Below are 26,122 nucleotides of genomic sequence, written 5' to 3'. Positions count from 1 at the left end.
CCGGTCCGATTCATTCGCTGCAGCGGGTCGGATCCCGTCCCCGGGGTCCGACCGGGGACGCGGCGGGTCGAGCGATGACCGGAATACTGTACGGGACACGGGAGTTGCCCTGCGCATGAGCCAGCATCAGGATCGTGTACGCACCGAGCCGGGCGCCAAGCGCATCCGCGTCTACCTGGGGGGAGTCCTCGTCGCCGACACCGTCGCGCCGCTCCTGGTCTGGGAGATGCCGTACCACCCGACGTACTACATACCGGTCGGGGACGTCCACGCCGAGCTGATCCCCGACGGCCGGGTGAAACCCTCGCGCAGCCGGGGCGACGGCAGCGTCCTGACGGTGAAGACGTCCACAGCCACAGCACCCGGCTCGGCCGTCCGCTACGAGGACTCGCCGGTGGAGGAGGTGCGCGGGTACGTACGCTTCGACTGGGACGCGATGGACAGCTGGTTCGAGGAGGACGAGGAAGTCTTCTTCCACCCCCGCGACCCATACGCCCGCGTCGATGTGCTGCCAAGCTCGCGCCGGGTACGGGTGGAGATCGACGGGGTCGTCGTGGCGGACTCGGCCGCGCCACGATTCCTGTTCGAGACGGGGCTGCCGGTCCGCTTCTACCTGCCCAAGACCCATGTACGGACGGACCTGTTGGAGGCCTCCGACACCACCAGCGTCTGCCCGTACAAGGGCACCGCCGAGTACTGGTCGGCGCGCATCGGGGACACCGTGCACACCGATGTCGCCTGGGGGTACCGCACCCCGCTGCCGGAGAGCCGGCAGGTCGCCGGGCACATCTGCTTCTACAACGAGAAGGTCGACACCTACATCGACGACGTACTGCAGGAGCGGCCGTCCGTCTACACCCGCCGCCTTCGCGGATACTCCGAGCACCACGCGGAGTTCGAAAGGCGCTGAGTACTTCGCTCGGCCCGCCGGGCGCGCTGGGCGGACTCCGTGGGAGCCGATGAGTTCGGAGATCCTCGCGGGGTCAACCGAAGTGGCCTGAGGCCTCCTCGACCCGTGCTTGCAACGGCCGCTCAGCGCGCGGTACGGCGGCGTCCAGTCCGCCGCCCACGGCGGTCGCCGACGCGAGGTGTCCTACACGTGGCGTGCCGCGGCGGCGGCGAACGGGCCGCCGGCACCGAAGGCCAGGGCGGCGAAGCGTTCGCCGATGCGGTGGTGTGCGGCGGAATCCGGGTGGAGCTGGTCGGGCAGCGGCAGTTCGGCGAAGTCCGCCTCGCCGTAGAGGTCACGGCCGTCGAGATAGTGCAGATTCCGGTCGTCGGCCGACCGCTGCTCCACGATGCGGGCGAGCTCCTCCCGGATGACGTTGAGCGTCAGCTTTCCGGCGGCGCGCTCCGCGGGGTCGCCGGTAGCCCGGAACTGCAGCTTTCCGGCGCTGAGAGCGCTGAAGTCGAAGGTGGCGGGGCCGGGGGTGTCCTCGTGGACAGGACACAGGATGGGCGAGACGACCAGCAGCGGGATGGTGGGGTGCCCGTCGCGGATGGTGTCGAGGAAGCCGTGCACCGCCGGAGTGAAGGCGCGCAGGCGCATCAGATCGAGATTGACGAGATTGATGCCGATCTTGATGCTGATCAGGTCCGTTGGGGTGTCGCGCAGGGCCCGGGCGGTGAACGGGTCGAGCAGGGCGCCGCCGCCGAAGCCCAGGTTGATCAGCTCTGCCCCGCCCCCGGAAGCAGCCAGGGCGGGCCACGTCGTGGTGGGGCTTGCGGCGTCGGAGCCGTGGCTGATCGAGCTGCCGTGGTGCAGCCACACCTTGCGGCCCCGATCCGGTGCGGGCTCGACGGGGGCGTCGGTGCGCAGGGCGACGAGTTCGGTGGTCTCGTTGTGCGGCAGCCAGATCTCGACGTCCTTGTCCCCGTGGGGCAGGTCGGTGAAGCGGGCGGTGCCGACCGGGCCCGGCCGGGTCCTGGCGGATCCGGTGGTCATGTCGATGGTCAGGGTGTTGCCGCCTGTCACGCCGGCCTGGCCGGCCAGGCGGCCGTCGACGAGCAGGTCGTACACGCCGTGCGGGCGGGGCGGAGCGCCTGCGTAGATCCGCTTGGTGGGCAGCGTGTCCAGCTCGACGGCAGTGGCCCGGGTGCGGAACACCAGTCGCACGCCCGACGGCTGGGCCTCGGCCATGGCCAGTTGTCCGTCGGCGCACTGGGCGCGGGCCCGGGCGGGCAGCCGGTGCGGCAGCACACCGTGCGCGGTGTGCTCCAGGTCGAGGGCGCCGCGCAGGAGGTCCGCGGTGATGGGTGTGGTGATCCAGTTGTGCTTGGTCTGCATTGTCTCCATTGTCTCCGCCTGTTGGTCACATCAGGGTGCGGGCCAGTTCCGCAGCAGGGCGTCGAGGGCGTCCAGGATCCGTGACCAGCTCTCCTGCGCGTCGGGGGCGCTGTGGCTGAACCCTCCCGCCATCTCCAGGCTGACGTAGCCGTGGAAGACACTGCCCAGCAGCCGCACCGCGTGCGTCTGGTCCGGCTCCGTCAGGTCGTAGCCGCGCAGGATCGCCCGCGTCATCTGCGCGTGCCTGCCGCCGGCGCCGGCGGCCGCCGTCTGCGGGTCGAGCCTCAGCTGGGCTGCGGCGTACCGGCCGGGATGCTCCCGGGCGTAGTCGCGGTAGACGCATCCGAGGGCGGTCAGGGCATCCTTGCCGGCCCGCCCGGCCAAGGCGGCAGCGCCCCGGTCGGCGAGTTCCTCCAGGGCGAGCAGAGCGATCCCGGTCTTGAGGTCCTGGGAGTTCTTCAGGTGCGAGTAAAGGCTCGCGACCTTGACATCGAACCGCCTGGCCAGCGCGGAAACGGTCACCTGGTCGAAGCCGACCTCGTCGGCCAGTTCCGCCCCCGCCCGGGTCAGACGCTCCGCCGTCAGCCCTGCGCGTACCATGCCCCTCCTCCCGTTTGGCATAAGCGACTAGGCAATTGCCTAATACCCTTAGGCACGCCAGTCTATCCCTTGCATCAGGGAGCGGCGATCTGGTGCCACCACTTACGCGCCTTTCGAGTCGCCAGATACTCCATGGGCAGGACCGTCACCAAGGCCCCGCTGGCGGTCTGACCGGCCAGTTCGGCGGCGAGCCGGTCGAAGGGTCGCCGGTCCCCGTCCTTGCCGAACGGGAGAGCGGTACGCCGTCGCAGGCGCCCGCTGTCGATGAGCAGGGCGACGCAACCGAGCGCGGCAGGAACCGCGGTGGCGCCGTGGCCGTGGCGGGCGAGGAGCTGTGCCGTTGTCAGGACGTTGAGGGAGTTCGGTTCCACCCGGGCCTCGCCGCTGAGGAGTACGAGGTCCCGCAGGGTCTCCGGGGTGGGTCCGGGGCGCCGGAGCCAGCAGTAGAGGGCGAGGCGGAACGCCGTGTCGCGGGCGGCGGGGTCGGGGAGCCACGCCATGCGGCTGAGCGCCTGGCGGAGGCGGTCGAGGTTGGGTGTGACGTCCGGGTCGTGCGGCCGGAGGCCGGTCAGCAGGCCGGCCCAGGCCTGGGTCGCGTCTCCGGGTACGGAGCCCAGCAGGTCGATGACCGCCGGGGAGGGGACGGGACTTTCACGGGAGTCCGGGTCCAGTGCGGCGGCGGTGACGGCGGCCAGGTCAGCCGCGACGAATGCGCTCCAGCCGGGGCCTGCGGGGCGGAGGCGGGAGTGCGGGGGCCGTGCGGCGAAGAAGGCGAGCGCGGCGGAGGGGCCGAGCTGGGTCCGGTAGGCGGCGAGCAGCCGGAAGCGCTGTTCGTGACCGAGCGCCCGGGCCGCGTCGCACACCAGGGGTTCGGCCGCCGGCCCGGGCGGCAGCACCGTGAGCAGCCGTTCCGCCCGGGTGAGCTGGAGGGCGGCCGGAACCGTCAGAGCGGGGTGACGCAGGAGCAGGTCCCGCAGCGCTGCGGCGGCGGGCCGGGCCGGGGCGGTCTCCAGCGCGGTGGCCACGGCCATCGCCCGCCATTCCAGGGGCAGTTCGGTGGCCTCCGCGAGTACGAGGAGTCCTGCGTCCGCGCCCTCTCCGGCCTCGCGTACGAGCCGGTCCACCGCGTCGGCGGGGGCGGGGCGCCGGGCCTGGGCATGCGTCAGCAGCGCCAGCCGGGTGCCGGGGCGGACGGTACGCAGCGCGGGCGCCCCGGCCCCGGCCGCCGTCAGCAGTTCGTCCAGGCATGCGTGGTGGAACGGAGTGCGCACCGGGTGGACCCGGCTCACCAGCGCGTCCACCAGCCCGTCTCCCGCTCGGCCCGCCACGTCCCGGCCCAGTTCCCGCTGCCGGCCGGCCGGGATGCCGGACAGGCCGGCCGCGAGGCCGTCCCAGGCCGCCCGGTCGCCCGAGGCCAGCGCCTCGGCGCAGGCGGCGCGGGACTCCGGCAGCCCGATGAGGTAGTCGGCGGCGGCCGGATCGGCGAGACAGCGGGCCGCCAGCCCCGGTCCGGGTCGTACACCCCGGACCAGGCTGCGGGCGAAGGCGAGCCCTTCCAGCAGCCCTGCGACCGGCAGCCCGCCGTGGCCGTCGCTCGCGCGCAGGGCGGCGGCCCGCAACAGCCCCTGCTCGGTCTGCCCCGGCGCCATCAGGAGATCCCGTGCGTCCGCGACGACGGGCGGGACCGCGGGCAGTGCGCCCACCGTCACCGCCCCCGCCGGCGGCTCCTCCCCCGAAGCCAGGCCCACGGCGCCGAACTCGCGTGCCGCCTTGGCCGTTTCGTACGTGGAGAGCGAGATCCGCTCGAGGACTCCCGGCAGCCGCCCGCCGAACTCGGCGGCCAGTGCCAGGACTTCCGGCGGCGACCGGCGTACGCATACGGTGGCCCGGCCGCCCCCGGTCAGCAGGGCGTCGATGAACCCGGCGAGTTCGTCCGTGGAGGGCACGGGGAGCGGCGGACCCGGGGCGATGTCGGCGAGGCTGACCATCGGCAGGGTCCGCGCCCCGCCGTCGGGGTAACCCGCGTCCGGGCCGTCGCCCCGCCACCAGAAGGGCGATCCCAGCAGCGCCACGAGTCCCGCGACCGGAAGCGCCGAGCGGGGCCCGGCCAGGACATGGGCCCGGAAGTTGCCTGGCCGGCCGGCCCCGTCCTGGCCCGCGTAGGAACGGTGGAAGACGAGTCGGACGGCCCCGAGGTCCGTCCAGCCGTACGCGACCGGGGGCTCCTGGTCCTCGGCGAGCAGCCGGGGGCGGGCGTAGCGGCACAGGCGCAGTGCCGCTGTCACCGTTTCGCTGCGGGTGGCGGCCAGCCCGGGGCTGGCGGCCACCCGCTGGAATCCGGCGCGGCCGTCCATGCCGGACAGCGCCCAGGTGTAGTGCAGCTGCTCGACGCCCGTCGGCCGGCCGGCGGGGACGTCCGCCGGGGCGGTCGCGGGAGCGGCCTCGGGGGTGCTTGCGGGGGCGGTCACCGGTCCGTTCCCGGGATGATGCCGGGGATGCGGCGCAGCAGCACCCACAGGGGGTCGAGGCAGCGGAGCGGCTCCAGGGTGACGATCTTCTCGTTGACCGGGGTGGAGCCGATCGCGGCGACGGCGTGGAAGGACAGCCGGCCGGGGTCGAGGGACCGGGCGGTGGCCAGGAGGTCCCGTGCGTTGAGGAGCCGCAGGGCCCGGACGACGTCCTGTCCGGTCTCGGCCAGGTCGGTGTCCCACTTGACCGGGTCGTCGGTGGGGGCGGGCCGGCTGAAGCCGAACTCGGTGCGCGGCAGGAGGCCGGACAGCAGGTCCGACTTGGAGATCGTCACGGCCACCGGGGTCTGCGTGCGGCCATTGCGGGCCATGTCTCCCAGACAGGCGCGCAGCAGTCCGGCCTGAGGGTGGGTCTGGGCCGTCTCCAGGCCGGACCGCTCGCCCCTGCGCCAGTCGGCCCGGTCCAGTTGCTCCGGGTCGACGAGGAAAATCATGCCGTCGGCGAGTCCGACGAAGTCGGCCTCGGCGGCCCGCTGCTGACGGTCGAGCAGCACCTCGCCGGGGATGTCGTGGAAGAGCAGGGCGACGGGATCGGCGCCCTCGAAGGTCACCTCGCACACCAGCGGCCGGAGCCTGACCGGGCCTTCGCCGGGATTCGTGGGTTCCATCTGCTTGCGCTGCTGGAAGACCGGTCCGTAGTAGTCGTCCTGATAGCGGCGCTCGCTGTCCTCGTCGAGGGCGAACTCCTCGAAGCCGGCGTCGGACAGCTCCTGGTCGCGGGCGGCCTGGAGCAGCAGGCTGGTCAGGTAGTGGGTCTTGCCGGCCGTGGTGCTGCCGACCACCGCCACGGTGACGATCCGCCGGGTGTCCAGGGCCGGCGGCAGCGGCTGCCCGCAGCGGTAGCAACTGCGGGCGGGGACGTCCTGCGTCGAGGCCCTCGCGGTCACCGGCTCCAGCGGGCGCGGCAGGGTACGCCAGACGAAGCGCGGCACCGCCCGCCGCCCGGTCCGCGCCAGCCACGGCCGCAGACCCGGCTCACGATGCCCGGCGGGCGCGTTGCGCTCGGGGTCCAGAGGCGGCGCGGCCACCACCGGGTACTCCCCCGCCAGGCCCAGCACTCTGGCCCCGGTGTACGGACGGGGTTCGGGGACAGCCGCGAAGGCGTCCGGATCCGGGTCGTACGTGTCGTACCCGGACCGGACATTGGTGGCCACGATGGGGCAGTTGCCGAGCCGGATCTTCTTGCGGCAGAAGGGGCAGATCTTCTTCGTGTGGGTCAGGACGAGGCTCATCGGCTGCTCCCGGGCGCGTTCGGCTCCTGCGACTGCGACTGCTGCGGCTGTTCCTGCGGCTGCGGTTCCCGGGGCTCGCCGGCCGGATGCCGGTCGCCGCCCTTGAGGCTGATGTCGTATCCCCAGGAGATCCGCCCCAGCCAGTTCTGCGGCCGTGCGGAGCCGTTCTCGTTCGGTCCGCGGCCTCGGCGGCGCGGCGGGGCCTGCCGGGGTCGTACGTCAGCGCGATGTACAGGAAGATCCCGACGACGAAGGCGATGTTGGGCACCACCGACGGCCCCAGGCGCAGGCCATCCCTGCCGAGCGCGGTGGAGTAGATCGTGGCGAACTGGGTCGCGGCGAGCATGCCGATGAAGGCGAAGATCCGCACCGCGATGTTGCGGCTGTAGCTGAACCGCCGGGTCAGTACGTAGCCGAGGCCGACGCCGAGCGCTCCGGGGACGGCGGCGGCGGCCAGTTGGGCGGTCTGCACGCCGGGCCGGGTGCCGGACAGCGCTTTGACGGTGAACGTGGCGAAGTCCAGACCCGCGGCCTGGGCGCCGAGGACGACGAGCGAACCGCTGAAGACGGCGGCCACCCGGATGGCCCGTTCCATCCGGTCGGCGGTCTTGAAGATCACGGCGATGCTGCACCCGACGAAGGTGAGCATCGAACCGATGAGCAGGACATGCAGCAGGACGTAGAGCAACGTACCGATCATTCGCCTCTCCCCTGGGCCGGGGGCGGGCCCGGTACCCCCGACCGGGCCCGCCCGTGAGAGCAGGAGAGCGCATCCGGCCGCCCCTGGTCAGCACCGTCCGCGATTCCCGGACAACCCCGGACAGCCGCCGGACAGGCCCGGACGGACCGTGAACGGCCTCAGCAGGGCGGGCGGTAGTCCGCACCGGGCATGTACTGCTCCCATTCGGCAGCGGAGACCGGCGTCCCGGCCGTCTCACACACGTACGCGGAGACCCGCGCCGGGTCCAGGACCCACAGCCGTACGGAGCTGTCCGCGCCGGCGGTCGCGAGCATGCCGCTGTCCCGATCGAAGGCGACCGCGAAGACCCCGCCGGAGGAGGCGGTCAGGGTGGCCAGCGCGGTGGCCCGGCCGGGGCGGGGGATGCTCCACAGGTGGACGGTGCCGTCCCCGCCGGCGGCGGCGAGGGTGTGGCCGTCGGGGCTGAAGGCCACCGCGTACACGTAGTTGCGCGGCCCGGTCAGCGGCGCGCCGTCGGGGCGCGGGGCAGCCGGGGCCGACACGTCCCAGAGCCGCACGGTGCCGTCGGCGCTGCCTGCGGCGAGGGTGTGGCCGTCGGGCCCGAAGGCCACCGCGTTCACGTAGTTGCGCGGTCCGGTGAGGGGGGAACCCAGTGGCCGGGGGGCGGCCGGGTCGGCCAGGTTCCAGAGCCGGACCTTTCGGTCCACGCCGCCGGCCGCGAGGAGGTGACCGCGGGCGCTGAAGGCGAGCGCCATGACGTAGTTGTTCTTGCCGGTGTAGAGGCTGCCGAGGCGGCGCGGTGCGCTCGGCCGCGAGATGTCCCACAGGAAGACGTGGGCGTCGTCGGCGCCGACGGCCAGGGTGCCCCGGTCGGGGCTGATGGCGATCGCCTCGACGGTGCTGTGCGGTCCGGTCAGTACCGTGGGCAGAGCCGTGGTCAGGCCGGACGGCGCCCGTCGCCACAGGTGGACGGTGCCGTCGTGCCCGCCCAGGGCCAGCAGGTCCCCGGCCGCCGCTGCCGCGCCGCTCCAGCGGTCCAGGCCGGCGGGGACGTTCAGGGCGGCGCCGGTGACCGCGGGGCGCCGGGGGTCGGTGATCCGCCACAGGGCGGTGGAAGGCCCGGCCGCGCCGGCCAGCAGGGTGCCGTGCCCGAGGAAGAGCAGCGAGAAGATCCGTCCCGAGGCACCGGGCAGCACCGGCCGGTCCAGGTTCCACACCCGGGCGACCCCGTCGGCCGCGCTGGTGGCCAGCCGGTGGCCGCCGTCCAGGAAGGCCAGGGCGGTCACCGGTCCGGGATGCGGCAGCGTGCCGAGCAGGGTCCGCCCGGGGAAGTCCCACAGCCACACCTGGTTGTCCGAGGACGACGCCGCCAGTCGCCGCCCGTCCGGGCTGAACCGCAGGCCGGACACCCAGCTCTCCGGCCCGGTCAGCGGCTTCCCCAGCGGCGCGGGCACGCCGGTGCCCGACAGCCGCCACAGCCGTACGGACGACTCGACATCCCCCGCCGCCAGGGTCCGCCCGTCCGGGCTGAACGCCAGCGACCTCACCTCGGCGCGAGGCCCGCCCAGAACGGCCCGCTCCGACGGGTGCCGGGGATCGGCGAGCCCCCAGAGCCGTACGCGACGGTCGCTGCCCCCGGCGGCCAGCGTCCGCCCGTCCGGGCCGAACACCACGGTGTGGACCGCGTCCGTGGCCCCGCTGAGCACCGCGAGAACGACGGCCCCCGCCGCGGCGCCGGACAGCCCCCAGAGCCGTACGCGGTGGTCCGCGCCCCCCGCCGCCAGCAGCCGCCCGTCGGGGCTGAAGGCCACCGCGTACACCGTGCCGGCCGGATCGCCGGGCAGCGGCGCGGACCGGACCGGGTGGGCGGGATCCGCCACCCGCCACAGCGTCACCCCCTGGGCGCCGCCGACCGCGAGGGTACGGCCGTCCGGGCTGAAGGCCGCCGAGTAGACCGCCCCGCCGGGACGCAGATATCCGCCCAGGGCGCGCGGCGCACCCCGCGCGGGAACATGCCACAGCCGGACCGCTCCGGAGTCGCCGCCCGTCGCCATGGTCCGCCCGTCCGCGGTGACCGCGACGGTCTCCATCACGCCGCCCGGGCCGACCGCCCGGGTCGCCTCGGGGGCGACATACGTGTCGAGCAGCGCGCCGAGGGCCTCCGGGGTGCGCGAGGTGCGGTAGGCGGCGACGGACAACTGGGCTGCGAGAGCGGTGTCGTTGGCCCGCAGCTGACCGGCTTCGGTCGCGGCCTGCCGGGACAGCGCCGCGCGCCGGGCGATCTCGGCCTGGCGCTGCTGCTGGAGGGAGTAGACGGCGAGTATCCCGACCATGACGACGGTCAGGCTGAGCGCGACGACCAGCCGCCGCCTGCGCCGGACCTGACGCCGCGCCGCCTCGCGCTCCGCCTCCTCGTGGCTGCGGCTCGCGGCCAGGAACTCCTCTTCCCGCGGGGTGAGATGACCGTGGGCCGGGTCGGCGCTCCACTCAAGGGCGTTGGCCAGCCGCAGCCCCCGGTACAGCGTGCCGGGGTCACGCCCGGAGTCCGTCCACGCGTCGGCGGCGTCGGTCAGGCGGCGGTGCGTGAGGAGCCCGGCACGGTCGGCGTCCAGCCAGTTGCGGAGCCTGGGCCAGGCGGTGAGCAGTGCCTCGTGGGTGATCTCGACGTACTCCACGTCGGCGGTGACCAGCCGCTGATCGATGAACCGCGCCGCGACCGCCTCCGCCGCGCCCAGATCGTCCCGGGGGATCCGGCGCCGGGTGTCGGCGGTGCCCTCGGCGATGTGGACCATGCGCAGGAACATCCGTCTGGCCAGGTCCTGTTCGGGGGCGGACAGCTCCGCGTAGACGGTCTCGGCGGTACGGGCCACGGCATCGCGGATGCCGCCGCTGCTGTGGTAGTCGTCGACGGTCAGCCGCCCGCGCCGGCCGATGCTCCAGGTCGCCAGCAGGGCATGGGACAGCAGCGGCAACGCCCCCGTGTCGTGCGTGGGACGGTCGCCGTCGGCGGAGGCCGACAGCGGGATGAGATCGCGCAGCAGGAGCTCCACCAGGCCTTCCCCCAGGAGCGTGCGCGCCTTGAGGGCGGGCCGCTCGATGGCCTGGCGCAACTGGTCCCGCGTCATGGGCCCGACGACGACCTGGGACTCCTGCAGAGCCCTCGCCAGCGCCGGGTGCCGCAGCGCCTGTCCGTAGAAGTCGGCCCGCAGCCCGACAACGACGACCGCCGGCTCGGTGGTCCGGGTCAGCGCGTCCAGAACGACGGTGAACTCCTCCCGCTCCCCGGAGTCCCGGCAGGTGGTGAAGACCTCCTCGAACTGGTCGACGATGACGATCGGCGCCACCGGCCGGGCCGGGTGGTCCGGCAACGCGCCGAGCTGCGCCTGGAGTTGCCGCATCGGATGCGGACCCGGGGTGAACAGCACCACCGGCCGCTCCTCCGCGGACCCGGACCCGGCGGCGCCGAGCCGGCCACCGCGCAGCGCCGGGACCAGTCCTGCCTGCAGCAGCGACGACTTGCCGGAGCCGGACGGACCCACCACGCACAACGGTCCCCCCGCCCCCGAGGCGATCATCTCGCCCAGGCGGCTGATCAGCGTCCCGACCAGTTCCTCCCGCCCGAAGAACCACTCCGCGTCCTCCGGCCGGAACGAGGCCAGACCCCGGTACGGTGTGGCCGCCCCGGCCCCGCGCCCCGCCCGCTGCCGTAACCGCCGCAGCCCGTCCGTCCAGCTCCGGTGTTCCCGCTCCCCCACGACCCCGCAGGCGCGCAGCAGCTCCGGCAGCAGCTCCGGCTGCCGGGTCGGCGGCAGATGCCTGCCCGCGAAGTAGTCGCCCAGCGTGCTCGTCGGCACCCCGACGGCCTTCGCCAGATCCCTGATCGTCAGCCCCGCGTCCACTCGCAGATCCGTCAGCCGCTCCGCGAACTCCCGCATCGTGCCGAACTCTTCCTCCCCCGGCTGCCCCCCGGACACCCCCATGCCCCACCCCTCCCGCCCCGTCCCCTATGGGCGGCTGTATGCCCATAGGGGACGGGGCGTAAGCACGGTGTGCGGGGTGACGCGGCGTCAGCCGACCGTGCCGGCGGAGTTGAGCACACCCGCGCCCGTGGTGGTCGCCAGGGAGGTCGGCAGGTTCTTGGCGGAGGACTCCCGGCCCGCGTACAGGTGCGGGGCCCAGTTGACGCTGGTCTTGAGCTTCTTGGAGGAGCTCGCCGCGTCGTTGTAGGCGGCGGCCACATCGGTGACCGTGCCGTTGACGAGATTGCCGCTGCCCGCGATGGCGCCGGTGCCGTCGCCGTTGACGAGCTGGGAGGTCTTGCGGTCGGCGGAGAGCTTCCAGTAGTTGTTCTCCAGCACGATCTGCGCGCCGGCCCGGGAGTTGACGGTGTAGCTGTGGGCGTAGCCGTTGACCTTCGTCGTGCAGTAGTAGTTGTTGTAGATGTGCACCTGGCCGATGCGGGTCAGCGGCGCGCGCTGCACGGTCCCGGTGTAGACGTTGTGGTGGATGGAGACCCGCAGCTTGCCGACGCTGTCGGTGTCGCTGCTGCCGATCAGCGTGGTCTTGTCGTGGTTGGTGAACCGGTTGCGCTCGACGGTCACCAGGTCCGAGCCCTTGGTGATGTCCAGGGCGCCGTCGTGGATCTGGTACTCGCGTCCGAAGTAGTCCGGCTCGGCGCTGTCGAGCGTCGGGCCGTCGGCGAAGGTGTTGTGGTCGGCCCAGACATGGGTCGAGGTGCGCAGCGTGACCGCGTCGTACGCGGAGTTCCAGTTGCCCGTCGAGCCGTCCGTCGGGTCCCACTGCGGGAAGCAGTCCTCGGGGCTCTTGAAGGTCAGGTTCCGGATGATGACGTTGTCGGCGCTCTTGAGCTGCAGGCTGCCGCCGAGGAGCGTGGCGCCGCTGCCGGGGACGCCCACGATGGTGGTGTTCGACGGCACGGTGAAGGTGACGGCCTTCGCCTGCTTGGCCTGCGCGGCGGCGCGGGCGGTCTCCTGGGTGCCGGACGGCACCTTGGAACGGCCCCAGGTCGACGGGTCGTAGGCCTTGAGGTAGGAGGCCAGGCTGTAGCCCGTACCGGAGGCGTAGCCGGCGCAGGTGCCGGTGTTCGCGGTGATCGTCCCCTTGATCTGGATGATCTTCGCCGTCGTGTTCGAGGCACTGCCGAGCGCCGCCGCCAGCTGAGCCCGGGTCGACACCGCGAACACGTGCGCCGAGTCGGCCGCCGCGCCGCCGGTCGTGCCGGTGCCGCTCGCCGCCCAGCCGTCCTTGGCGGGCAGCGCCTGGTGGGCCAGGTCGGTGGCGGCGCTCGCGTTCATGACGAACGGAATCGCGCCGAGCCCGGCGGCGGTCACGGCCGCGGCGGAAATCAGAGCGGTACGCCGGGTGCGCAGCGAACGGCGGTGAGTGCGGGATGCCACGGGGATGGGTCCTTACGGTGGGGCGAACGATCTTCTTGCCCCGTCAGTAGTCACGGCGCGCCGAAAGGTTGCCGCTCGTCAGCACATTTGTGCGACACCGATCCACTGTCCGGACCCGATCCCCGAGGCCGGGCTCAGCTCGCCGGTGCGTAGAAGGCGTACGTCGCGGAGTACGCGACGCCGACCTGGTCGGTGCCGGTGCAGGAGGTGGTGGGGGCCAGGCCGCCGTGGGTGCGGAGGCGCTGGATGTAGGAGACGTCGCTGAAGAGGCCGTCGCCGCGGGTGGCGGTGGCCTTGAGGAGGAGTTCGGGCACGGCGCCGTCGCGGGGGACGCTGGCCGCGGCAGCGGCGTTGACGGCGCTGCCGTCGCGGGTGGAGATCCAGACGGGACCACGGGAGTGGAGGGCCACGGGCTGCTTGGCGCGGTCGGTCTTCTCCCAGAGGGTGGCCGCGGGCTCGAGGAAGGTCCACACGCCGTTGACGCAGGTGTAGGTCTGGACACCCTTGGCGTCCAGGACCGCGACGCGCTGGTTGCCGTCCGGGACCTGGAGCGCGGCGGGGATGCCGGTCAGCGGCGGGAGCGGATGCGCGGACGCGGCGGCCTGGCCCGAGGTGGCCGTCGCGAGGAGAGCGGCTCCGGCCGTGGCCAGGGAGGCGGCGGCGAGGGCAAGGCGCTTGGCGTGCTTCATGGTTGTGGTCTCCCGTTTCGTGATCGTTCTTCCCTGAGGTCTACGGGCCCGGCGGCCGAAGTACTCATCCCGCCGGGTCCGGGACAAATTCATTGACCTCAAGTCCGGTTTAGGCTTTAACGTTCTGCGTGCGCCCCGGGCCGCGTCGGCCGACGGGAACCGAGCGTCGGCACGCCAGACCGGAGGAACCCCCATGGACATGGAAGCCACAGCGTGGACATCGATGCACGGCGTGATGACCGCCCAACGGGAGCGCAGGCCCATCTCCCGGGTCACCCTGCGTCGCATCGTCGCCTTCTCCCGGCCGCACCGCCGCCAGATGTACCGATTTCTGCTGCTCAGCGTGGTCACCGCCCTGCTCGCGGTCGCCACTCCGGTGCTCGCCGGCCGTGTCGTCGACGCGATCGTCCAGGGCCGGGACAGTGGCACCGTCACCCGGCTGGCGCTGCTCATCGCCGTCATCGCCGTCGCAGAGGCGGGGCTCGGCCTGCTCACCCGTAAGCTGTCGGCCACTCTCGGCGAGGGGCTGATCCTCGATCTGCGTACGGCGGTCTTCGACCACGTGCAGAAGATGCCGGTCGCCTTCTTCACCCGCACCCGGACCGGGGCGCTGGTCAGCCGGCTCAACAACGACGTCATCGGTGCCCAGCGAGCCTTCAGCAACACCCTGTCCGGCGTGGTCTCCAACCTCGTCACCCTGCTGCTGACCCTCGCCGTCATGCTCAGCATCTCCTGGCAGATCACCCTGCTCGCCCTGGTGCTGCTGCCGGTGTTCGTCGTCCCCGCCCGCCGGATGGGTTCCCGGATGGCGAGGCTGCAGCGCGAGGCCGCCGACCACAACGCCGCCATGGGCACCCAGATGACCGAGCGCTTCTCGGCCCCCGGCGCGACCCTCGTCAAGCTCTTCGGACGCCCCGCCGACGAGTCCGCCGAATTCGCCGCCCGCGCCCGCCGGGTGCGCGACATCGGCATCCGCACCGCCATGGCCCAGTCCGCGTTCATCACGGCGCTCACGCTGGTGTCCGCCCTGGCGCTGGCCCTGGTCTACGGGCTCGGCGGCTACTACGCGCTGCGCGGCAGCCTCGAACCGGGAGCCGTCGTCGCCCTCGCCCTGCTCCTCACCCGCCTCTACGCCCCGCTGACCGCACTGGCCGGCGCCCGGGTCGAGGTGATGAGCGCCCTGGTGAGCTTCGAGCGGGTCTTCGAGATCCTCGACCTGAAACCGCTGATCGCCGAGAAGCCGGACGCCCGCCGGGTGCCGGACGGGCCGGTGTCCGTGGAGTTCGACGGGGTCTCCTTCGGTTACCCCGCCGCCGACAAGGTCTCCCTCGCCTCCCTGGAAAGCGTCGCGACCCTCGACACCCGTGGCGGCATCGAGGTCCTGCACGACGTCTCCTTCCGCGCCGAACCCGGACGGATGGTCGCCCTGGTCGGCTCCTCCGGCGCGGGCAAGTCCACGATCGCGCAGCTCCTGCCGCGGCTGTACGACGCCGACACCGGTTCCGTACGCCTGAACGGCGTCGACGTGCGCGAGCTGACCGCCGACTCGATCCGCGAGACCCTCGGCATGGTCACCCAGGACGGGCACCTGTTCCATGAATCGGTCCGCGCCAACCTGCTCCTGGCCCGCCCCGACGCCACCGAGGACGACATCTGGGACGCCCTGCGCCGGTCCCGCCTCGACGGGCTGGTGGCCTCGCTGCCCGACGGCCTCGACACCGTCGTCGGCGAACGCGGCTACCGGCTCTCCGGCGGCGAGCGGCAGCGGCTGACCATCGCCCGGCTGCTGCTGGCCCGCCAGCGGGTCGTCATCCTCGACGAGGCGACCGCCCATCTCGACTCGACCTCCGAGGCGGCCGTCCAGGAGGCCCTCGGCGAGGCGCTGGAGGGCCGTACCGCCGTGGTGATCGCCCACCGGCTCTCGACCGTACGGGCCGCCGACCTGATTCTGGTCATCGAGCAGGGCCGGATCGTCGAACGCGGGACCCACACCGAACTGCTGGCCGCCGCAGGCCGGTACGAAGAGCTCTACCGCACCCAGTTCGAGCGCCCGCAGGCGGAGGAGGCGCAGCCCGCCCGCTGACCCGGCCGCCGCCTCAGTAGCCGAACTTGCGGCGCTGCCGCCGCTCGAACGCCACGCTCACCAAGGAGCTCTCTCCGTGGTGATCCCCGAAGTCGCCGAAGACGCCGCACGCGGCGATCACCAACCCGAGGAGCCAGAACAGCGGCGCCAACACATAGTCCCACGCCGTCAATTCGTAGGTCAGGACGAAATGGACTGTGGTGACGGTCCAGAATCCGAACGAGATCCACCCGACGGCTCGCATGCCGCAGATTCCGAAGAGGTGGCGAAGGGTGCCGTCCCCCAGGAGGAACCAGACGAGCAGGCCCAGCCCGGCCCAGGCCAGCATTACGTACTCCGTCAGGGTGCCCTCGGCAGGCGGGTCGAATCCGTCGCTCCTGCCCGCCACGGTGATCCAGACCACCGCCCCCCGCCAGGTCTCCAGGTCCGCACGCTCCCCGGATCCGGCAGCCTTGTAGACGGCGGAGACGACCTCCTTGCTCTCCTGCGTGCCGGACGCGCGCCGGTACGTCACCACGTAGTGGGTCTTCCTGGTGCTCCCGGACTCATCAGAGATCGTCTCCACGTAGGTGTGCCTGCCCGTCACGCTGCCGATCTCGCGCGCGACGCAGCCGTGCGCGGCGGATGCAGGGGTCGGTGCGCCTCCCGCGCACAGGTACGCATGGCGGAACGCCATGGTGTCCCGGTACGGCTCCACCGACCAAAGGACCCCGCAGACCATCGCGGCCACGCCGACCACCAGCGCCCCCGCCCGAACGATCACGATCCACCGCATCCGCCCAACCCCCACCCCGTCCGAGTCGCTCGCTACGACGCGGCGGGGATCATGCCTGGTTGCGCTCAGACGCGCCAGGTGCGCATGCGGTCCGCGGCCTGGTAGACGGTGGACTTGCGGGCCTGGATGTCACGGACGAGGTCCACCAGCGCTCCGTACGGCGGGTCGATGCCCTCGCCGCAGGCGTGCATGTAGGCGGCGGCGACCTGGCAGGCGTACAGGCTGTTGCGGTACGGCAGGGCTTCCAGGCGTACCAAAGTGTGCAGCAGGGCCGCGGCGCGCCAGGCGGGATCGGGGTCGGCGGTGGCCGGACGGGGAATGCGGGTCCTGTGGCGCGCGACGGCCGCGACGAGGGCGGAGTAGTCGGCGACGGCGAGGTCCTCGGGGACGGCCTGCTCCTGGATGTCCAGCAGCCACGGCACGTCGATGTACAGGGGCATCAGGCGGCTTCGGCTCCCCGCCGGTCCCGGGCCGGAGGGGCCTCGTCGGGGAAGGCCTCGTCGAACTCGGCCCGGCGCTCCTCGCCCCAGGCCAGGGCGTAGCGGACGAACTGCAGACGTTGCTGCTCGCGCAGGGGCAGGTCGTGGACGTACTGCTTGAGGGACTTGCCCTCGGCGGCGGCGGCGGCGCGGACGGCTTCGAGTTCCTCATCGGTGAAGGTGATGTTCAGTGACGGCATACCCGCATGGTACCTACTAGGTACCAAGGGGGTCCAGGCCCAGGGCCTGTCTTGTGGATCTCCGTGGGTGCCGCAGCACGGATCGCATGGCGCGCTCCACGGCGTGGCGCGCCCGGTCGGCGTGGTCGGTCGTCTCGAATCCGTGGTGGCCGAGCGGTACGTCGATCACCTCGACATCAGCGTTGCGGCCCTTGGCGGCGATGAGGAATTCCTCCACCGTCGCAGCCCACCCCCGGCGCCGCCCACGACTGGCTCCTCGCCACCCTGGACAACGGGACCGCCCGGCTCAGCGGAGTGTGACCTCGCTCGGACCGTTGAACGGGGCCAACGACAGCACCGTCTTCGGCGTTCGCAGCCCTGTGTTCTCCCCGAACAGCTTCCGCGCCGCGTCGAAGGGAACCTCGTCGCACACCACCAGCGATGCCCGGTCGTACAGCTCGCAGACCGCCTCCGTCATCTCCCTGCCGTCGCCGCCCGCTTCCGTGTCCGCTTCCGTCCCCCAGATGTCCCACAGCAGTGTCTCCACCTTGTTCAGCGCCGCGAGGTCCAGCCGGACGTTGCCCGCCACGAACCACTCCCCGAACATCGGCCCCTCCTCAGGGGGATGGAGTCCGAAGGTCTTCGGATCCGCCTTGCCGGCCCGGATGGCCCGCCACGCCCCGCCCGCGACCGTAAAGCGGTCGCGCGGCACGTCCATCGGATCGAAGTCCACCTTCCACGTGTCGATGACCACCGGGTCGGCCAGTTGGGGATCGGCGAGCAGCCAGCCCCGCTGATCGTCCCAGTACTCGGTCACCACGTGGTCGGCGTGGAATCCGTCCGAGCCGAAGTAGTCGGCGAAACCGGACCGCAGGCGCGCGGGTACGCCCGCGTGGCGCAGGAACGAGCAGTGCAGCAGCGCGAAGTCGCGGCAGACGCCGACGAAGCGGTCGCCCACCTCGCGCCGCCGCGTCAGCGGCGCGTCGTTCCGCCCGATGATGATCCGCAGGATGTCGTCGAGGTAGCGCGTCTCGGCGTCGTTGTGCAGGCGGTCCTGTGGGATGGCGTAGCCGAACTGCCCGCCTTCCAGCCGGTGGATCATCAGATCGCGGGCAACTCGGGCGAGCTGAGCCGGGCCGTCATCCGGCAGGTCGGCATAGAGCGGGGCGAGAGCGCCGGGATCGGTGAAGGCGCTCTGCGCGACGTAGAAGGCGGCGGCGTCCGGTGCGAGGTGAGCGGGTGATGGCATGGGTGAACCCCCGGAAGACATCGGCCACATGTTCGATTAGTGGGCCGGTGCACCTCACCGTGTCAAAATTCACCTGTGATTGTCCAGATGTCCCGTGCTGATGAGTCAGCCCCGGGCTCGTTGCGAAATCAGCTCAGGAAACCGCTGTGAGCAGGTTCTTTTCCAGGATCACCGGCAGCGACAGCGTTCGGTAGCCGACCGAGGCGAACAGGACGGTGATCCGGTTCTCCTCTTCGCTGAGGACCTCGCCGTCACCCCACTGCGGGTGGTTGACCCTGGTGCCGGGCGCGAACGGGTGGTCGTGGCGCATGGCCGAGGCGGCCCGGGGACGGGGCAGGCCCGGGACGCCGCGGGCATCGGCGCCCACGGGCTGCTGCTCGCACCTGTCGCAGTTGCCGCAGGGGGCGTGCAGCCGCTCACCGAAGTAGCCGAGCAGGAAACGCCGCCGGCAGCCGGTGGTCTCGGCCAGGCCGCGCATCATGTCGACCCGGGAGCGTTCCATGCTCTCGTGTGCGGTACCCAGTTGCACGGCCTGCGCGGCGGCTTCCTCCGGGTCGGCGCCGGGGACCGGGGCCACCTTTCCGCGTTCCGTGGTGACGGCTCCGGCCTTCTCCAGGAGGTTGAGGACCACGGTCAGCCTGCTGGCGGACAGGCCGGTCTCCTGCTGGAGTTCCGTCGGTGTCACCGCGGTCGCCCGATCCCGTACGCGGCGGGCGACGTCGGCGATGGTGTCCGGGTCCGGGCGGCCGGTGGAGAAGAACTTCTGCAGGCCCAGATCCTCTGTGCGGTAGTGAAGGATGGCCCGGGAGGGCGCGCCGTCCCGGCCCGCCCGGCCTATCTCCTGGTAGTAGGCGTCGAGCGATCCGGGCACCGAGGCGTGCAGCACGAACCGCACGTCGGGCTTGTCGATGCCCATGCCGAACGCCGAGGTGGCCACCACCACGTCCAGCTCTCCGGCGAGAAAGCGGTCATGCACGGCGGCCCGGTCCGCCGACCGGGTGCCCGCGTGATACGCGGCCGCGCTCAGGCCGAGTTCGCCCAGCTCGGCGGCGTACGCCTCGGCGTCCCTGCGGGTGGCGGCGTAGACGATGCCCGGCTTGGGCTCGGCTGCCGCCCGCTCCACCACGGCGCGCCGCTTGGCCGTGTTGTCCAGGAAGTGGATGACCTCCAGGCGGATGTTGGGCCGGTCGAACCCGGCCACCACCTCGCGGACCTTGCGCATGCCGAGCTGCTCGATGATGTCGGCGCGCACCGGCGCCGCGGCGCTGGCGGTGAGCGCCAGGATCGGAGGGCGCCCGATGGCCTCCGCGGCCTGCCGGAGCCTCAGGTAGTCCGGCCGGAAGTCATGGCCCCAGGAGGACACGCACTGCGCCTCGTCCACGACGAAGAGGGACGGTCTCAGCGCGGACAGCCGCTGCAGCACCTCCTGCTTGGCCAACTGCTCCGGGGCCAGGAACAGAAACCGGGCCTTTCCGGCGCTCACGCTCTCCCATGCCTGCTCGTTCTGCGTCTTGGACATGGACGAGTTGACCGCGACGGCGGTCTGGCCGCTGTGCCGCAGCAGTCCGGCGATCTGGTCCCGCTGGAGAGCGATCAGCGGTGACACGACGAGCGTCGGACCGGCGAGCAGCATGCCCGGCACCTGGTACACCGCCGACTTGCCCGATCCGGTCGGCATCACCACCATGGCGTCCCGACGGCCCATGACCGCTTTCATCGCGGTGAGCTGGCCGGGACGCAGCCGCTCCCAGCCGAAGACCTCCCGCGCGGCCTTGCGGAGACGGCGGGCGGCGAACAGGCTGATCGGCAAAGGGACTCCCGGAGCAGTTGCGACGCGGCCGGGGCGGAACCGGCCGGGCGGTGGTGGGTCGTGTGCCCGCTGCCGCCCGAAGCACTCCGGCCGTCGGGCACGGGCCGCGACGGCACGGTGGATCCGCGAGGTGCCGCCGACGGTCACCGTACCTGACGAATATTGCGGTGCCCCGGGACCCATCCCCATGCCAGGATGCGCCGCGTCCCGATCTCCTGCCCCTGGTGGAGCTGCCCTTGCCCGGCGATCGCCGCCCCCTCGCCGCCGTACTTGCCGCCAACGTCGTCTCCATCACCGGGAATGCGCTCACGGGGATGGCCGTGCCGTGGCTTGTGCTGCAGAGCACCGGGAGCGCAGCCAAGGCCGGGATCGTCGCATTCTGCGCGACGCTGCCGGTGGTGCTGTCCGCGATGGCCGGCGGTCCGGTCATCGACCTGATAGGGCGGCGGCGGGTCGGCATCACATCTGATCTCGTCTGCGGAGCGGTTGTCGCCGCGGTCCCGCTACTGCGGTTCGCCGGGCTGCTGCAGTTCTGGATGCTGTGCGGGCTGATGGCCGTCACGGGGCTGTTCCATGCTCCGGGGGAGACTGCCCGCGGCGTACTGCTGCCCACGCTCGCCGAGCGCGCCGGGATGCCGCTGACCCGGGCCGCGGGGCTGTACGACGGCGCCTCACGCTGTGCGGGGATGATCGGCTCGGCTGTCGGCGGCGTGCTCATCGCCCTGCTGGGCGCCGAGCACGTCCTGTTGCTGGACTCCGGAACCTTCGCCGTGTCCGCCCTGCTCCTCGCGGTCGGGCTGCACGGCCTGCCCGAGGCCCAGCCCCAACTGCGGGCCGAGCCGGCGTCCCTGCGCACCTACCGCCGCCGGCTGGGCGAAGGCTACCGCTATGTGGTGGGCACGCCGCTGCTCCTCAGCATCTGCCTCATGACTCTGGCCACCAGGGGTCTCGACCAGGGCTGGAGTGCGGTGCTCCTACCGGTTCACGCGCGTTACGAGCTGGGCGGCCCCGTCGACCTCGGCCTGTTGGAAGCCTTGTTCTCCGTCGGTGCGCTCACGGGGGCGCTGGTCTACGGAGCGGTGGGCAGCCGTTTCCGGCGGTGGCCGGTGTTCACTGTCGCGTTCCTCATTGTCGGCGCGCCTCGCTTCGTGGTTGCCGCCTTCACCGACACCGTGGCCCCGCTGGCCGTGATGATGACGATCGAGGGGCTCGCCTGCGGAGTGCTCAATCCCATCCTGGCCACAGTGATGTACGAGACGGTGCCCGAGGAACTGCGCAGCCGCGTGCTCAGCGCGACAACCGCCTCGGTCCTGACGATCACCCCGCTGGGCGGCCTCGCAGCCGGTTTCCTGGTGGATTCGGCCGGTCTGTTCACCACGATGCTGGTGATCGGCGGCGGGTATCTCCTCGCCACGCTCAGCCCGCTGATCTTCCCCGCGTGGAGGGAGATGGACGGCCGCGGCTCCACAAAGGGCGGGGTGCCGTGCCCCAGTGAGCCTGACTTCTAACCTCGGCCTGAGTCGGTGCGTGCCCACTGCGCGGCCTGGACCGTTCCCTCCTGGATGTCCTGCTGGGGCAGTTGAAGGCCGAGTGCGTCGTCCAAAGCGTGGAAGTACAGTTCGAACTCGTCGGTCAGTTCGGGGTGGTCCAGCTCGGCGCGGCGTATGGCCTGGTTGAGGAAGTCGAGTTGGCCGCCCCGGTAGTAGGGGGCACGGCCCCGGTTGTAATGGATCATTTCCAGTGCACCCCGGTCGTCGTCGATGCGGCGGCCGTCGCGCATGTAGTCGAAGGTGTAGATGGCCTTCGCCTCGCAGGCGCTCAGCCGCACGGTCTCGGTGACTCCGAGCCGGGAGAGAGCCGCACTGTCGGCCCGGGTGCCAGGTGGTGTGTCGTGGTACATCAGGAACGCCCAGTCGCCTGCCTGCCCGAAGCAGAAGGTCTCCCAGGCAATGTCCCAGTGGTCGCGGCCGGCGCCGTCCATGCCGCGCAGGTCCGACAGGCGTGTCCCGGCGGCGGTCTGTTCGGGGTCGGCTCCATGGAGCAGTGCGAGCTGTTCGGCGCTGATGCCCTCGCCGCGGAAGAAAGCGAGGTTGGTGTAGGGGTCCTGCTCGCACCATGTGCGGGCGATCCAGGCGAGGCGTTCCAGTGGGTCGCGTCCGCACGGCTGTGCCGGCCGCGTACCGTCCATGCCGCCGCTGCGGAATCTGCTTCCCCATGCGGGGTTGATCCGGTCCAGCATCTCAGCGTGCTCGGCGGGATTACGGACAGCTTCCTCGGAGGCGAAGTACAGCACCTGGTCGAGGTCCTGGGTGGCGAAAACCTCCTGGTAGGGGCTGCGGTAGCCGCGCACGGTGCCGTCCTCGTCCAGGACGAGGAAGAGGCCACCGGGATCGCCTGCCAGCTGTGCGTACTGTTCGCGTGACCTGCCGGTGGGCGGGAGCATGGTGTCGTCGAGCAGGTCAGAGCCTGCGGCTATCCGGTGCCAGGCCTGTCTGAGTGTGTGCTCCGTTATCTGCATGGGCGTCAGTATGGGACCAGGCACTGACACGACCCTGACCGTGGACATGCCGGCCGGGCCGACCCGTACCGCCATGCGCTCGGGCCAGGGGGCGAAGTCGCCGGTGATGCCTGACGGTCCGGCAGCGAGCGCTGCCCCGAACAGTCGGCGCCTTCGCCCCGCACGCGATGACTCGGGCCGGGAGCTTCCGCCTGCCCACCGACACGGACATCGTCCCCTTCACCGGCACGGTGGTCCGGGTCCGGTCGGTGAAGACGCAGAGGCGCAGCACGAGGAACCGCCCGAGGCCGGCGAGGCCGGCGGCGCCGAGGTAGACGGCCTGCTCGCTGAGCGCCCCGGCCGTCGGCCGTACCGCCTGAAGCAGGAGCACCGCGGCGGAGGTCACCGCGTAGGCGGCCGTCGCCGACCCCGCGGACTGGAGGTGCTCGCGCCATCCGGCACGCCGCCCGGTTCCGAAGGTGAAGAGTGCGTGGAGCTCGGTGCAGAGCAGCGTCGAGACGACGGTGATCAGCGCGTTCGCCACGGCCCAGGGCATCAGCGCGGCGAGCCAGGACACTCCGGCGCTGGAGGCCACGCCGACACCTCCGCCGCACAGGACGAACCGGGCGAAGGCGGCGAGCGGACCGGGAGCGGAAGGGGCCCGGCGTGTGTCCACCTCGGTCATCGTTCTTCCCTCACGTTCGGGGGCCGCACCCCACCTGAATGCCTCACCCCGAACGCTAGAATCCCGGGCATCCGAAACCGTGGTACCCCGGGGCCCATTGCGGGTGAGGCTGTAGTACCGCGGTACCACGCGGCCCGGCCGCACCGGCACTGCGTCGCACCGGACGACGAATCCGCGGGCCCCGCCGCTACAGTCCTGGCCATGAAGGAAATCGTTTCCCGCTGGCGGGAGTTCGAGGCGGCCCTCGCAGCCCAAGGGCTCGGCTGGGCGTTGGCGTACGCACCCGCGGACCTGCGCGAGGCCCGGACTCCCGACCACCCCTACGGCGCCCGCCTGGACCATCTGCTGCCCGCCGACTACCGGCGCTTCGTCGCGGAGGTCGGCTACCCGGTGCTGGGCTTCAGCTACTACGACCGGGAAGGGATATCGTTCCTGCCCCCGGAGCCGATGGCCGTGCTCTCCCCCATGGTCGCCGACCCCGACGGCGAGTTCCCCAAGTCCATCGAGGACGAGCCCACCACCTGCCGTTACGCGTTCTTCGCCGGCCAGGACCTGTCCGACATCTGCGGCTACGCGCTGGCCGAGGACGGGGTGTGGCAGATCGAGGACTCCGGCGCGGTCATGCGTCTGGGCAGCTTCACCAAGTGGCTGCTGGACTTCCTCGCCGCCCAGGAAGCGCGTATCGCCGGCCTCGCCGCCCAAGAGGTCGCGGAGCCCGACAAGGCAGCCGACCCGCACCGGCTCTTCGACTACTCCCTCAGCGGCCACACCGACGGCGACCAGCCTCCGTACAGCCCGGCGGATCTGGAGCTGAGCTGGGTCGAGCAGCAGTCCGGCGATCCCTACTCCTACGGTCTGATCGACGCGGAGTGGCGGTGGCGCATTCCGATGGGCAAACGGTTCATCAGCGTACGGCCGTTCCGCGACGGGACCGCCGAGGTGATCCTCAACGTCGAGGGCAACTCCTACGACGGCCCCTGGACCCGGATCGACATCGACGGCCGGACCGTCGACGCCTGATCCCGCCCGTCGCGGAGCGCGGGATGGGTGATCGCGCTCAGGGCCTCCTCCCAGCGCTCGTCGGCGGAGTCGGCGTAGTCCATGTCCTGGATCGAAAAGAGGTGTTCGGGACCGTGTCCGGTGAACGTCGCGGCCCGCATGGCGTCGGTGAGGGTGCCGGCGCTGTCGGTGGCGACGCGCAGCAGCACGGTGAGCCAGCAGTTGAGCTTCTTGGACGTCTTGTGGGTCAGGTCGATCCCGTGGCGGCGCAACAGCGGTCCCAGTTCGGCGCCGCGTGCCAGTGCCTCGCCGGCTTCGTTGAGGGAGGAAGCGGCCCGCAGGTCGGCGACGAAGGCGTCGTCGAAGGGCCGGGAGCCCTTGTGCCCGGCCTCGCCCCAGGGTCCCTTTCCGGCCAGCAGGTCGGCGTCGAAGCGGAACAGCGACTCGCTCAGGTCGAACCGCCACGACCAGGGAGAGAAGGGGTATTCCCCGTCCGGATCCGGAAGCCGCCTCGGCTCCCGGTCCATCAGCGCGTCGGGCGTGGCCCAGGAAGCCGGGAACAGGAACTCGTCGAAGGAGTCCGAGGCGTAGTACACGCCGTAGCGGGCGCCGGGGTCGTCGGCCGGCTTCCCACCGGGCAACAACACCGCGAAGGCGGCCCGCAGATCGCTCTCCCACGCGCTGGGGATCGTCGTCGGCACCCCGGTCTTGTCGTACACGGCATACGTGCTGCTCCTGACCGTCTGCATCGTGTGATTGATCGTGTTCCGGCAAACGTACCGGCCGCCGCTGACATCGCTCAGCGGCGGACCTGCAGCACGTCCTCGTCGTGGGGATCGACGGCCATCTGATACCCGGCGACGGTCAGCGCCTCGGCGTAGCGGCGCAACTCCGCGATGGGGTCCAGCGGTTCCGGAGCACCGTCGGTGCCGGGTTCGTCCGGCTCGTCGGCTTCGCAGAAGTACACCTCGAACGGCTGGTCGTCCTTGCCGGAGCCGACGATGAAGCCGTCGTCCCAGCGGTCGTGCTCCCGGCACCCGGCCAGGCGTAGGACATGGCGGATCGCGTCGGCGGGTGTCCTGGGTGCGTCCGGGTCGGTCTGCGGAGGGGCGGGCGCGCGGAGCAGGGACCGTCCGGCCTCGATCGCCTTCAGGATCGTCCTGCTGTCGAGGTCCCAGAAGTCGGGGTCGAGGGCGCGCAGAGCTCTGGTCGACCGTGAGCCCAGGTTCGGCAGGATCTGGCCCCGGGGGTCGCAGACATAGCCCGCCCATGCGTTGACCTGGACCTTCGCCGGGTCCGCGACCCTGAGGAAATTTCCGGCGATGCCGAGTTCGGCGCTCAGTCCGCCCTGGAACTCGGTCAGGTGCTCGTCGGTCAGCACGACTTCGGCGCGGGTGCCGCCCTTGATGACCGTGTGGCCGTGGTTGTAGATGCCGGCGACGGTCTGCGTCACCTCAAGGTTGCCCTCGATGAGGACCTCGCTGCCCGCGGTGGCGAAGTTCTTCGCCCGCACGTCGCCCCGCACCAGCAGGAAGGGGCCGAAGTCCCATTCCCAGTTGGTGATCCAGTCGGCGACGGTGAGGTCGCCTTCGACGACGACGCCCAGGAACATGTCCGGGCCGGTCTTCGTCAGCCCGGACCAGGCGTCGAGATGGGAGAAGTCGAGCGGCAGGTTCTCCAGGGCGGTGTCGCCGGTGAACACGACGACTTCCGCATCGTCGTTCCCGCCGAGGTGGAACAACGACCGAACTCCGAAGCGCTCATCGGCCTCACGAAACGGGAGCGCCTTGATGTGCTGCACGCCAGCTGTTCCTTTGAAAGACGCGTCCGCGCGCCGGCCGGCGGCTTCACGGCACCGGATCCTAGAGGACGCCTACGACAGCACCTGGTACGGAGACCGTCAGGGTTCACCG

22 protein-coding genes are annotated in these 26,122 nt (G+C 71.8%); 5 read left to right on the top strand and 17 right to left on the bottom strand.

The window, feature by feature from the left end:
* Positions 1 to 115 precede the first annotated feature (115 nt).
* The gene (locus OG607_RS44205; protein ID WP_405736103.1) at positions 116 to 910 is read left to right on the top strand and encodes a DUF427 domain-containing protein; all 795 of its coding nucleotides are present in this window, start codon (positions 116 to 118) and stop codon (positions 908 to 910) included.
* A gap of 183 nt (positions 911 to 1,093) precedes the next feature.
* On the opposite strand, the gene OG607_RS44200 is transcribed toward OG607_RS44205, so the two are convergent.
* The 4 genes from OG607_RS44200 to OG607_RS44185 form a co-directional block, all read right to left on the bottom strand.
* Positions 1,094 to 2,287, bottom strand: coding sequence for a GDSL-type esterase/lipase family protein (locus OG607_RS44200; RefSeq protein ID WP_405736100.1), 1,194 nt, complete (start codon positions 2,285 to 2,287; stop codon positions 1,094 to 1,096).
* Positions 2,288 to 2,317: 30 nt separating this feature from the next.
* The gene (locus tag OG607_RS44195; RefSeq protein ID WP_405736097.1) at positions 2,318 to 2,887 is read right to left on the bottom strand and encodes a TetR/AcrR family transcriptional regulator; all 570 of its coding nucleotides are present in this window, start codon (positions 2,885 to 2,887) and stop codon (positions 2,318 to 2,320) included.
* A gap of 74 nt (positions 2,888 to 2,961) precedes the next feature.
* Positions 2,962 to 5,355 carry a hypothetical protein gene (locus OG607_RS44190; protein WP_405736094.1) on the bottom strand — a complete coding sequence of 798 codons (2,394 nt, stop codon included), beginning with the start codon at positions 5,353 to 5,355 and terminating at the stop codon, positions 2,962 to 2,964.
* Positions 5,352 to 6,647, bottom strand: a complete 1,296-nt coding sequence (locus OG607_RS44185) for a hypothetical protein (protein ID WP_405736092.1) — start codon at positions 6,645 to 6,647, stop codon at positions 5,352 to 5,354. The genes OG607_RS44190 and OG607_RS44185 overlap by 4 nt, the downstream gene beginning before the upstream one ends.
* Before the next feature lie 154 nt (positions 6,648 to 6,801).
* Between OG607_RS44185 and OG607_RS44180 the strand changes: the two genes are divergently transcribed.
* Positions 6,802 to 7,404 (top strand): hypothetical protein, encoded by a 603-nt coding sequence (locus tag OG607_RS44180; protein WP_405736090.1) that lies wholly within the window; start codon positions 6,802 to 6,804, stop codon positions 7,402 to 7,404.
* Between the two features lie 101 nt (positions 7,405 to 7,505).
* Here the strand turns inward: OG607_RS44180 and OG607_RS44175 are convergent, their stop codons facing one another.
* The 3 genes from OG607_RS44175 to OG607_RS44165 form a co-directional block, all read right to left on the bottom strand.
* Positions 7,506 to 11,327, bottom strand: a complete 3,822-nt coding sequence (locus tag OG607_RS44175) for a helix-turn-helix domain-containing protein (RefSeq protein ID WP_405736089.1) — start codon at positions 11,325 to 11,327, stop codon at positions 7,506 to 7,508.
* Positions 11,328 to 11,414: 87 nt separating this feature from the next.
* Complete coding sequence (locus tag OG607_RS44170; protein WP_405736087.1) at positions 11,415 to 12,764, bottom strand: polysaccharide lyase family 1 protein; 1,350 nt, start codon at positions 12,762 to 12,764, stop codon at positions 11,415 to 11,417.
* A gap of 134 nt (positions 12,765 to 12,898) precedes the next feature.
* Positions 12,899 to 13,453 carry a DUF3455 domain-containing protein gene (locus OG607_RS44165; RefSeq protein WP_405736084.1) on the bottom strand — a complete coding sequence of 185 codons (555 nt, stop codon included), beginning with the start codon at positions 13,451 to 13,453 and terminating at the stop codon, positions 12,899 to 12,901.
* 193 nt (positions 13,454 to 13,646) lie between these two features.
* Here OG607_RS44165 and OG607_RS44160 point away from each other — a divergent pair, with 193 nt between their 5' ends.
* Positions 13,647 to 15,536, top strand: coding sequence for an ABC transporter ATP-binding protein (locus OG607_RS44160; protein ID WP_405736081.1), 1,890 nt, complete (start codon positions 13,647 to 13,649; stop codon positions 15,534 to 15,536).
* A gap of 13 nt (positions 15,537 to 15,549) precedes the next feature.
* Here the strand turns inward: OG607_RS44160 and OG607_RS44155 are convergent, their stop codons facing one another.
* The 6 genes from OG607_RS44155 to OG607_RS44130 form a co-directional block, all read right to left on the bottom strand.
* Entirely contained in the window at positions 15,550 to 16,311 is a 762-nt protein-coding gene (locus tag OG607_RS44155) for a hypothetical protein (protein ID WP_405736078.1), read from the bottom strand.
* Between the two features lie 65 nt (positions 16,312 to 16,376).
* Positions 16,377 to 16,751 (bottom strand): toxin Doc, encoded by a 375-nt coding sequence (locus OG607_RS44150; protein WP_405736075.1) that lies wholly within the window; start codon positions 16,749 to 16,751, stop codon positions 16,377 to 16,379.
* A complete protein-coding gene (locus tag OG607_RS44145; RefSeq protein ID WP_405736074.1) occupies positions 16,751 to 16,990 on the bottom strand; it encodes a hypothetical protein in 240 nt (79 codons plus the stop codon). The genes OG607_RS44150 and OG607_RS44145 overlap by 1 nt, the downstream gene beginning before the upstream one ends.
* A gap of 16 nt (positions 16,991 to 17,006) precedes the next feature.
* A complete protein-coding gene (locus tag OG607_RS44140) occupies positions 17,007 to 17,207 on the bottom strand; it encodes a hypothetical protein (protein WP_405736072.1) in 201 nt (66 codons plus the stop codon).
* 69 nt (positions 17,208 to 17,276) lie between these two features.
* Complete coding sequence (locus tag OG607_RS44135; RefSeq protein WP_405736070.1) at positions 17,277 to 18,218, bottom strand: transglutaminase family protein; 942 nt, start codon at positions 18,216 to 18,218, stop codon at positions 17,277 to 17,279.
* Positions 18,219 to 18,351: 133 nt separating this feature from the next.
* Positions 18,352 to 20,022 (bottom strand): RecQ family ATP-dependent DNA helicase, encoded by a 1,671-nt coding sequence (locus OG607_RS44130; RefSeq protein WP_405737464.1) that lies wholly within the window; start codon positions 20,020 to 20,022, stop codon positions 18,352 to 18,354.
* Positions 20,023 to 20,264: 242 nt separating this feature from the next.
* On the opposite strand from OG607_RS44130, the gene OG607_RS44125 reads away from it, so the two are divergent.
* Positions 20,265 to 21,536 carry an MFS transporter gene (locus OG607_RS44125; protein WP_405736067.1) on the top strand — a complete coding sequence of 424 codons (1,272 nt, stop codon included), beginning with the start codon at positions 20,265 to 20,267 and terminating at the stop codon, positions 21,534 to 21,536.
* Here OG607_RS44125 and OG607_RS44120 read toward each other — a convergent pair.
* Together OG607_RS44120 and OG607_RS44115 are read right to left on the bottom strand one after the other, a co-directional pair.
* Positions 21,533 to 22,546, bottom strand: coding sequence for a hypothetical protein (locus OG607_RS44120; protein WP_405736064.1), 1,014 nt, complete (start codon positions 22,544 to 22,546; stop codon positions 21,533 to 21,535). The two genes, OG607_RS44125 and OG607_RS44120, sit on opposite strands and share 4 nt — an antisense overlap.
* Positions 22,488 to 23,210, bottom strand: coding sequence for a hypothetical protein (locus OG607_RS44115; RefSeq protein WP_405736061.1), 723 nt, complete (start codon positions 23,208 to 23,210; stop codon positions 22,488 to 22,490). The genes OG607_RS44120 and OG607_RS44115 overlap by 59 nt, the downstream gene beginning before the upstream one ends.
* A gap of 201 nt (positions 23,211 to 23,411) precedes the next feature.
* Here OG607_RS44115 and OG607_RS44110 point away from each other — a divergent pair, with 201 nt between their 5' ends.
* Complete coding sequence (locus OG607_RS44110) at positions 23,412 to 24,230, top strand: hypothetical protein (protein WP_405736058.1); 819 nt, start codon at positions 23,412 to 23,414, stop codon at positions 24,228 to 24,230.
* Here OG607_RS44110 and OG607_RS44105 read toward each other — a convergent pair.
* Positions 24,176 to 24,958 carry a hypothetical protein gene (locus tag OG607_RS44105; protein ID WP_405736055.1) on the bottom strand — a complete coding sequence of 261 codons (783 nt, stop codon included), beginning with the start codon at positions 24,956 to 24,958 and terminating at the stop codon, positions 24,176 to 24,178. The genes OG607_RS44110 and OG607_RS44105 overlap by 55 nt on opposite strands.
* A gap of 50 nt (positions 24,959 to 25,008) precedes the next feature.
* The gene (locus OG607_RS44100) at positions 25,009 to 26,010 is read right to left on the bottom strand and encodes a hypothetical protein (protein WP_405736053.1); all 1,002 of its coding nucleotides are present in this window, start codon (positions 26,008 to 26,010) and stop codon (positions 25,009 to 25,011) included.
* Between the last annotated feature and the right edge of the window lie 112 nt (positions 26,011 to 26,122).

It is taken from the genome of Streptomyces sp. NBC_01537, from assembly GCF_045040445.1.
In the GTDB taxonomy this organism is placed as follows: domain Bacteria; phylum Actinomycetota; class Actinomycetes; order Streptomycetales; family Streptomycetaceae; genus Actinacidiphila.
The sequence above is the reverse complement of the archived record's forward strand: the minus strand, read 5'-3'. Positions and strand labels throughout refer to the sequence as shown.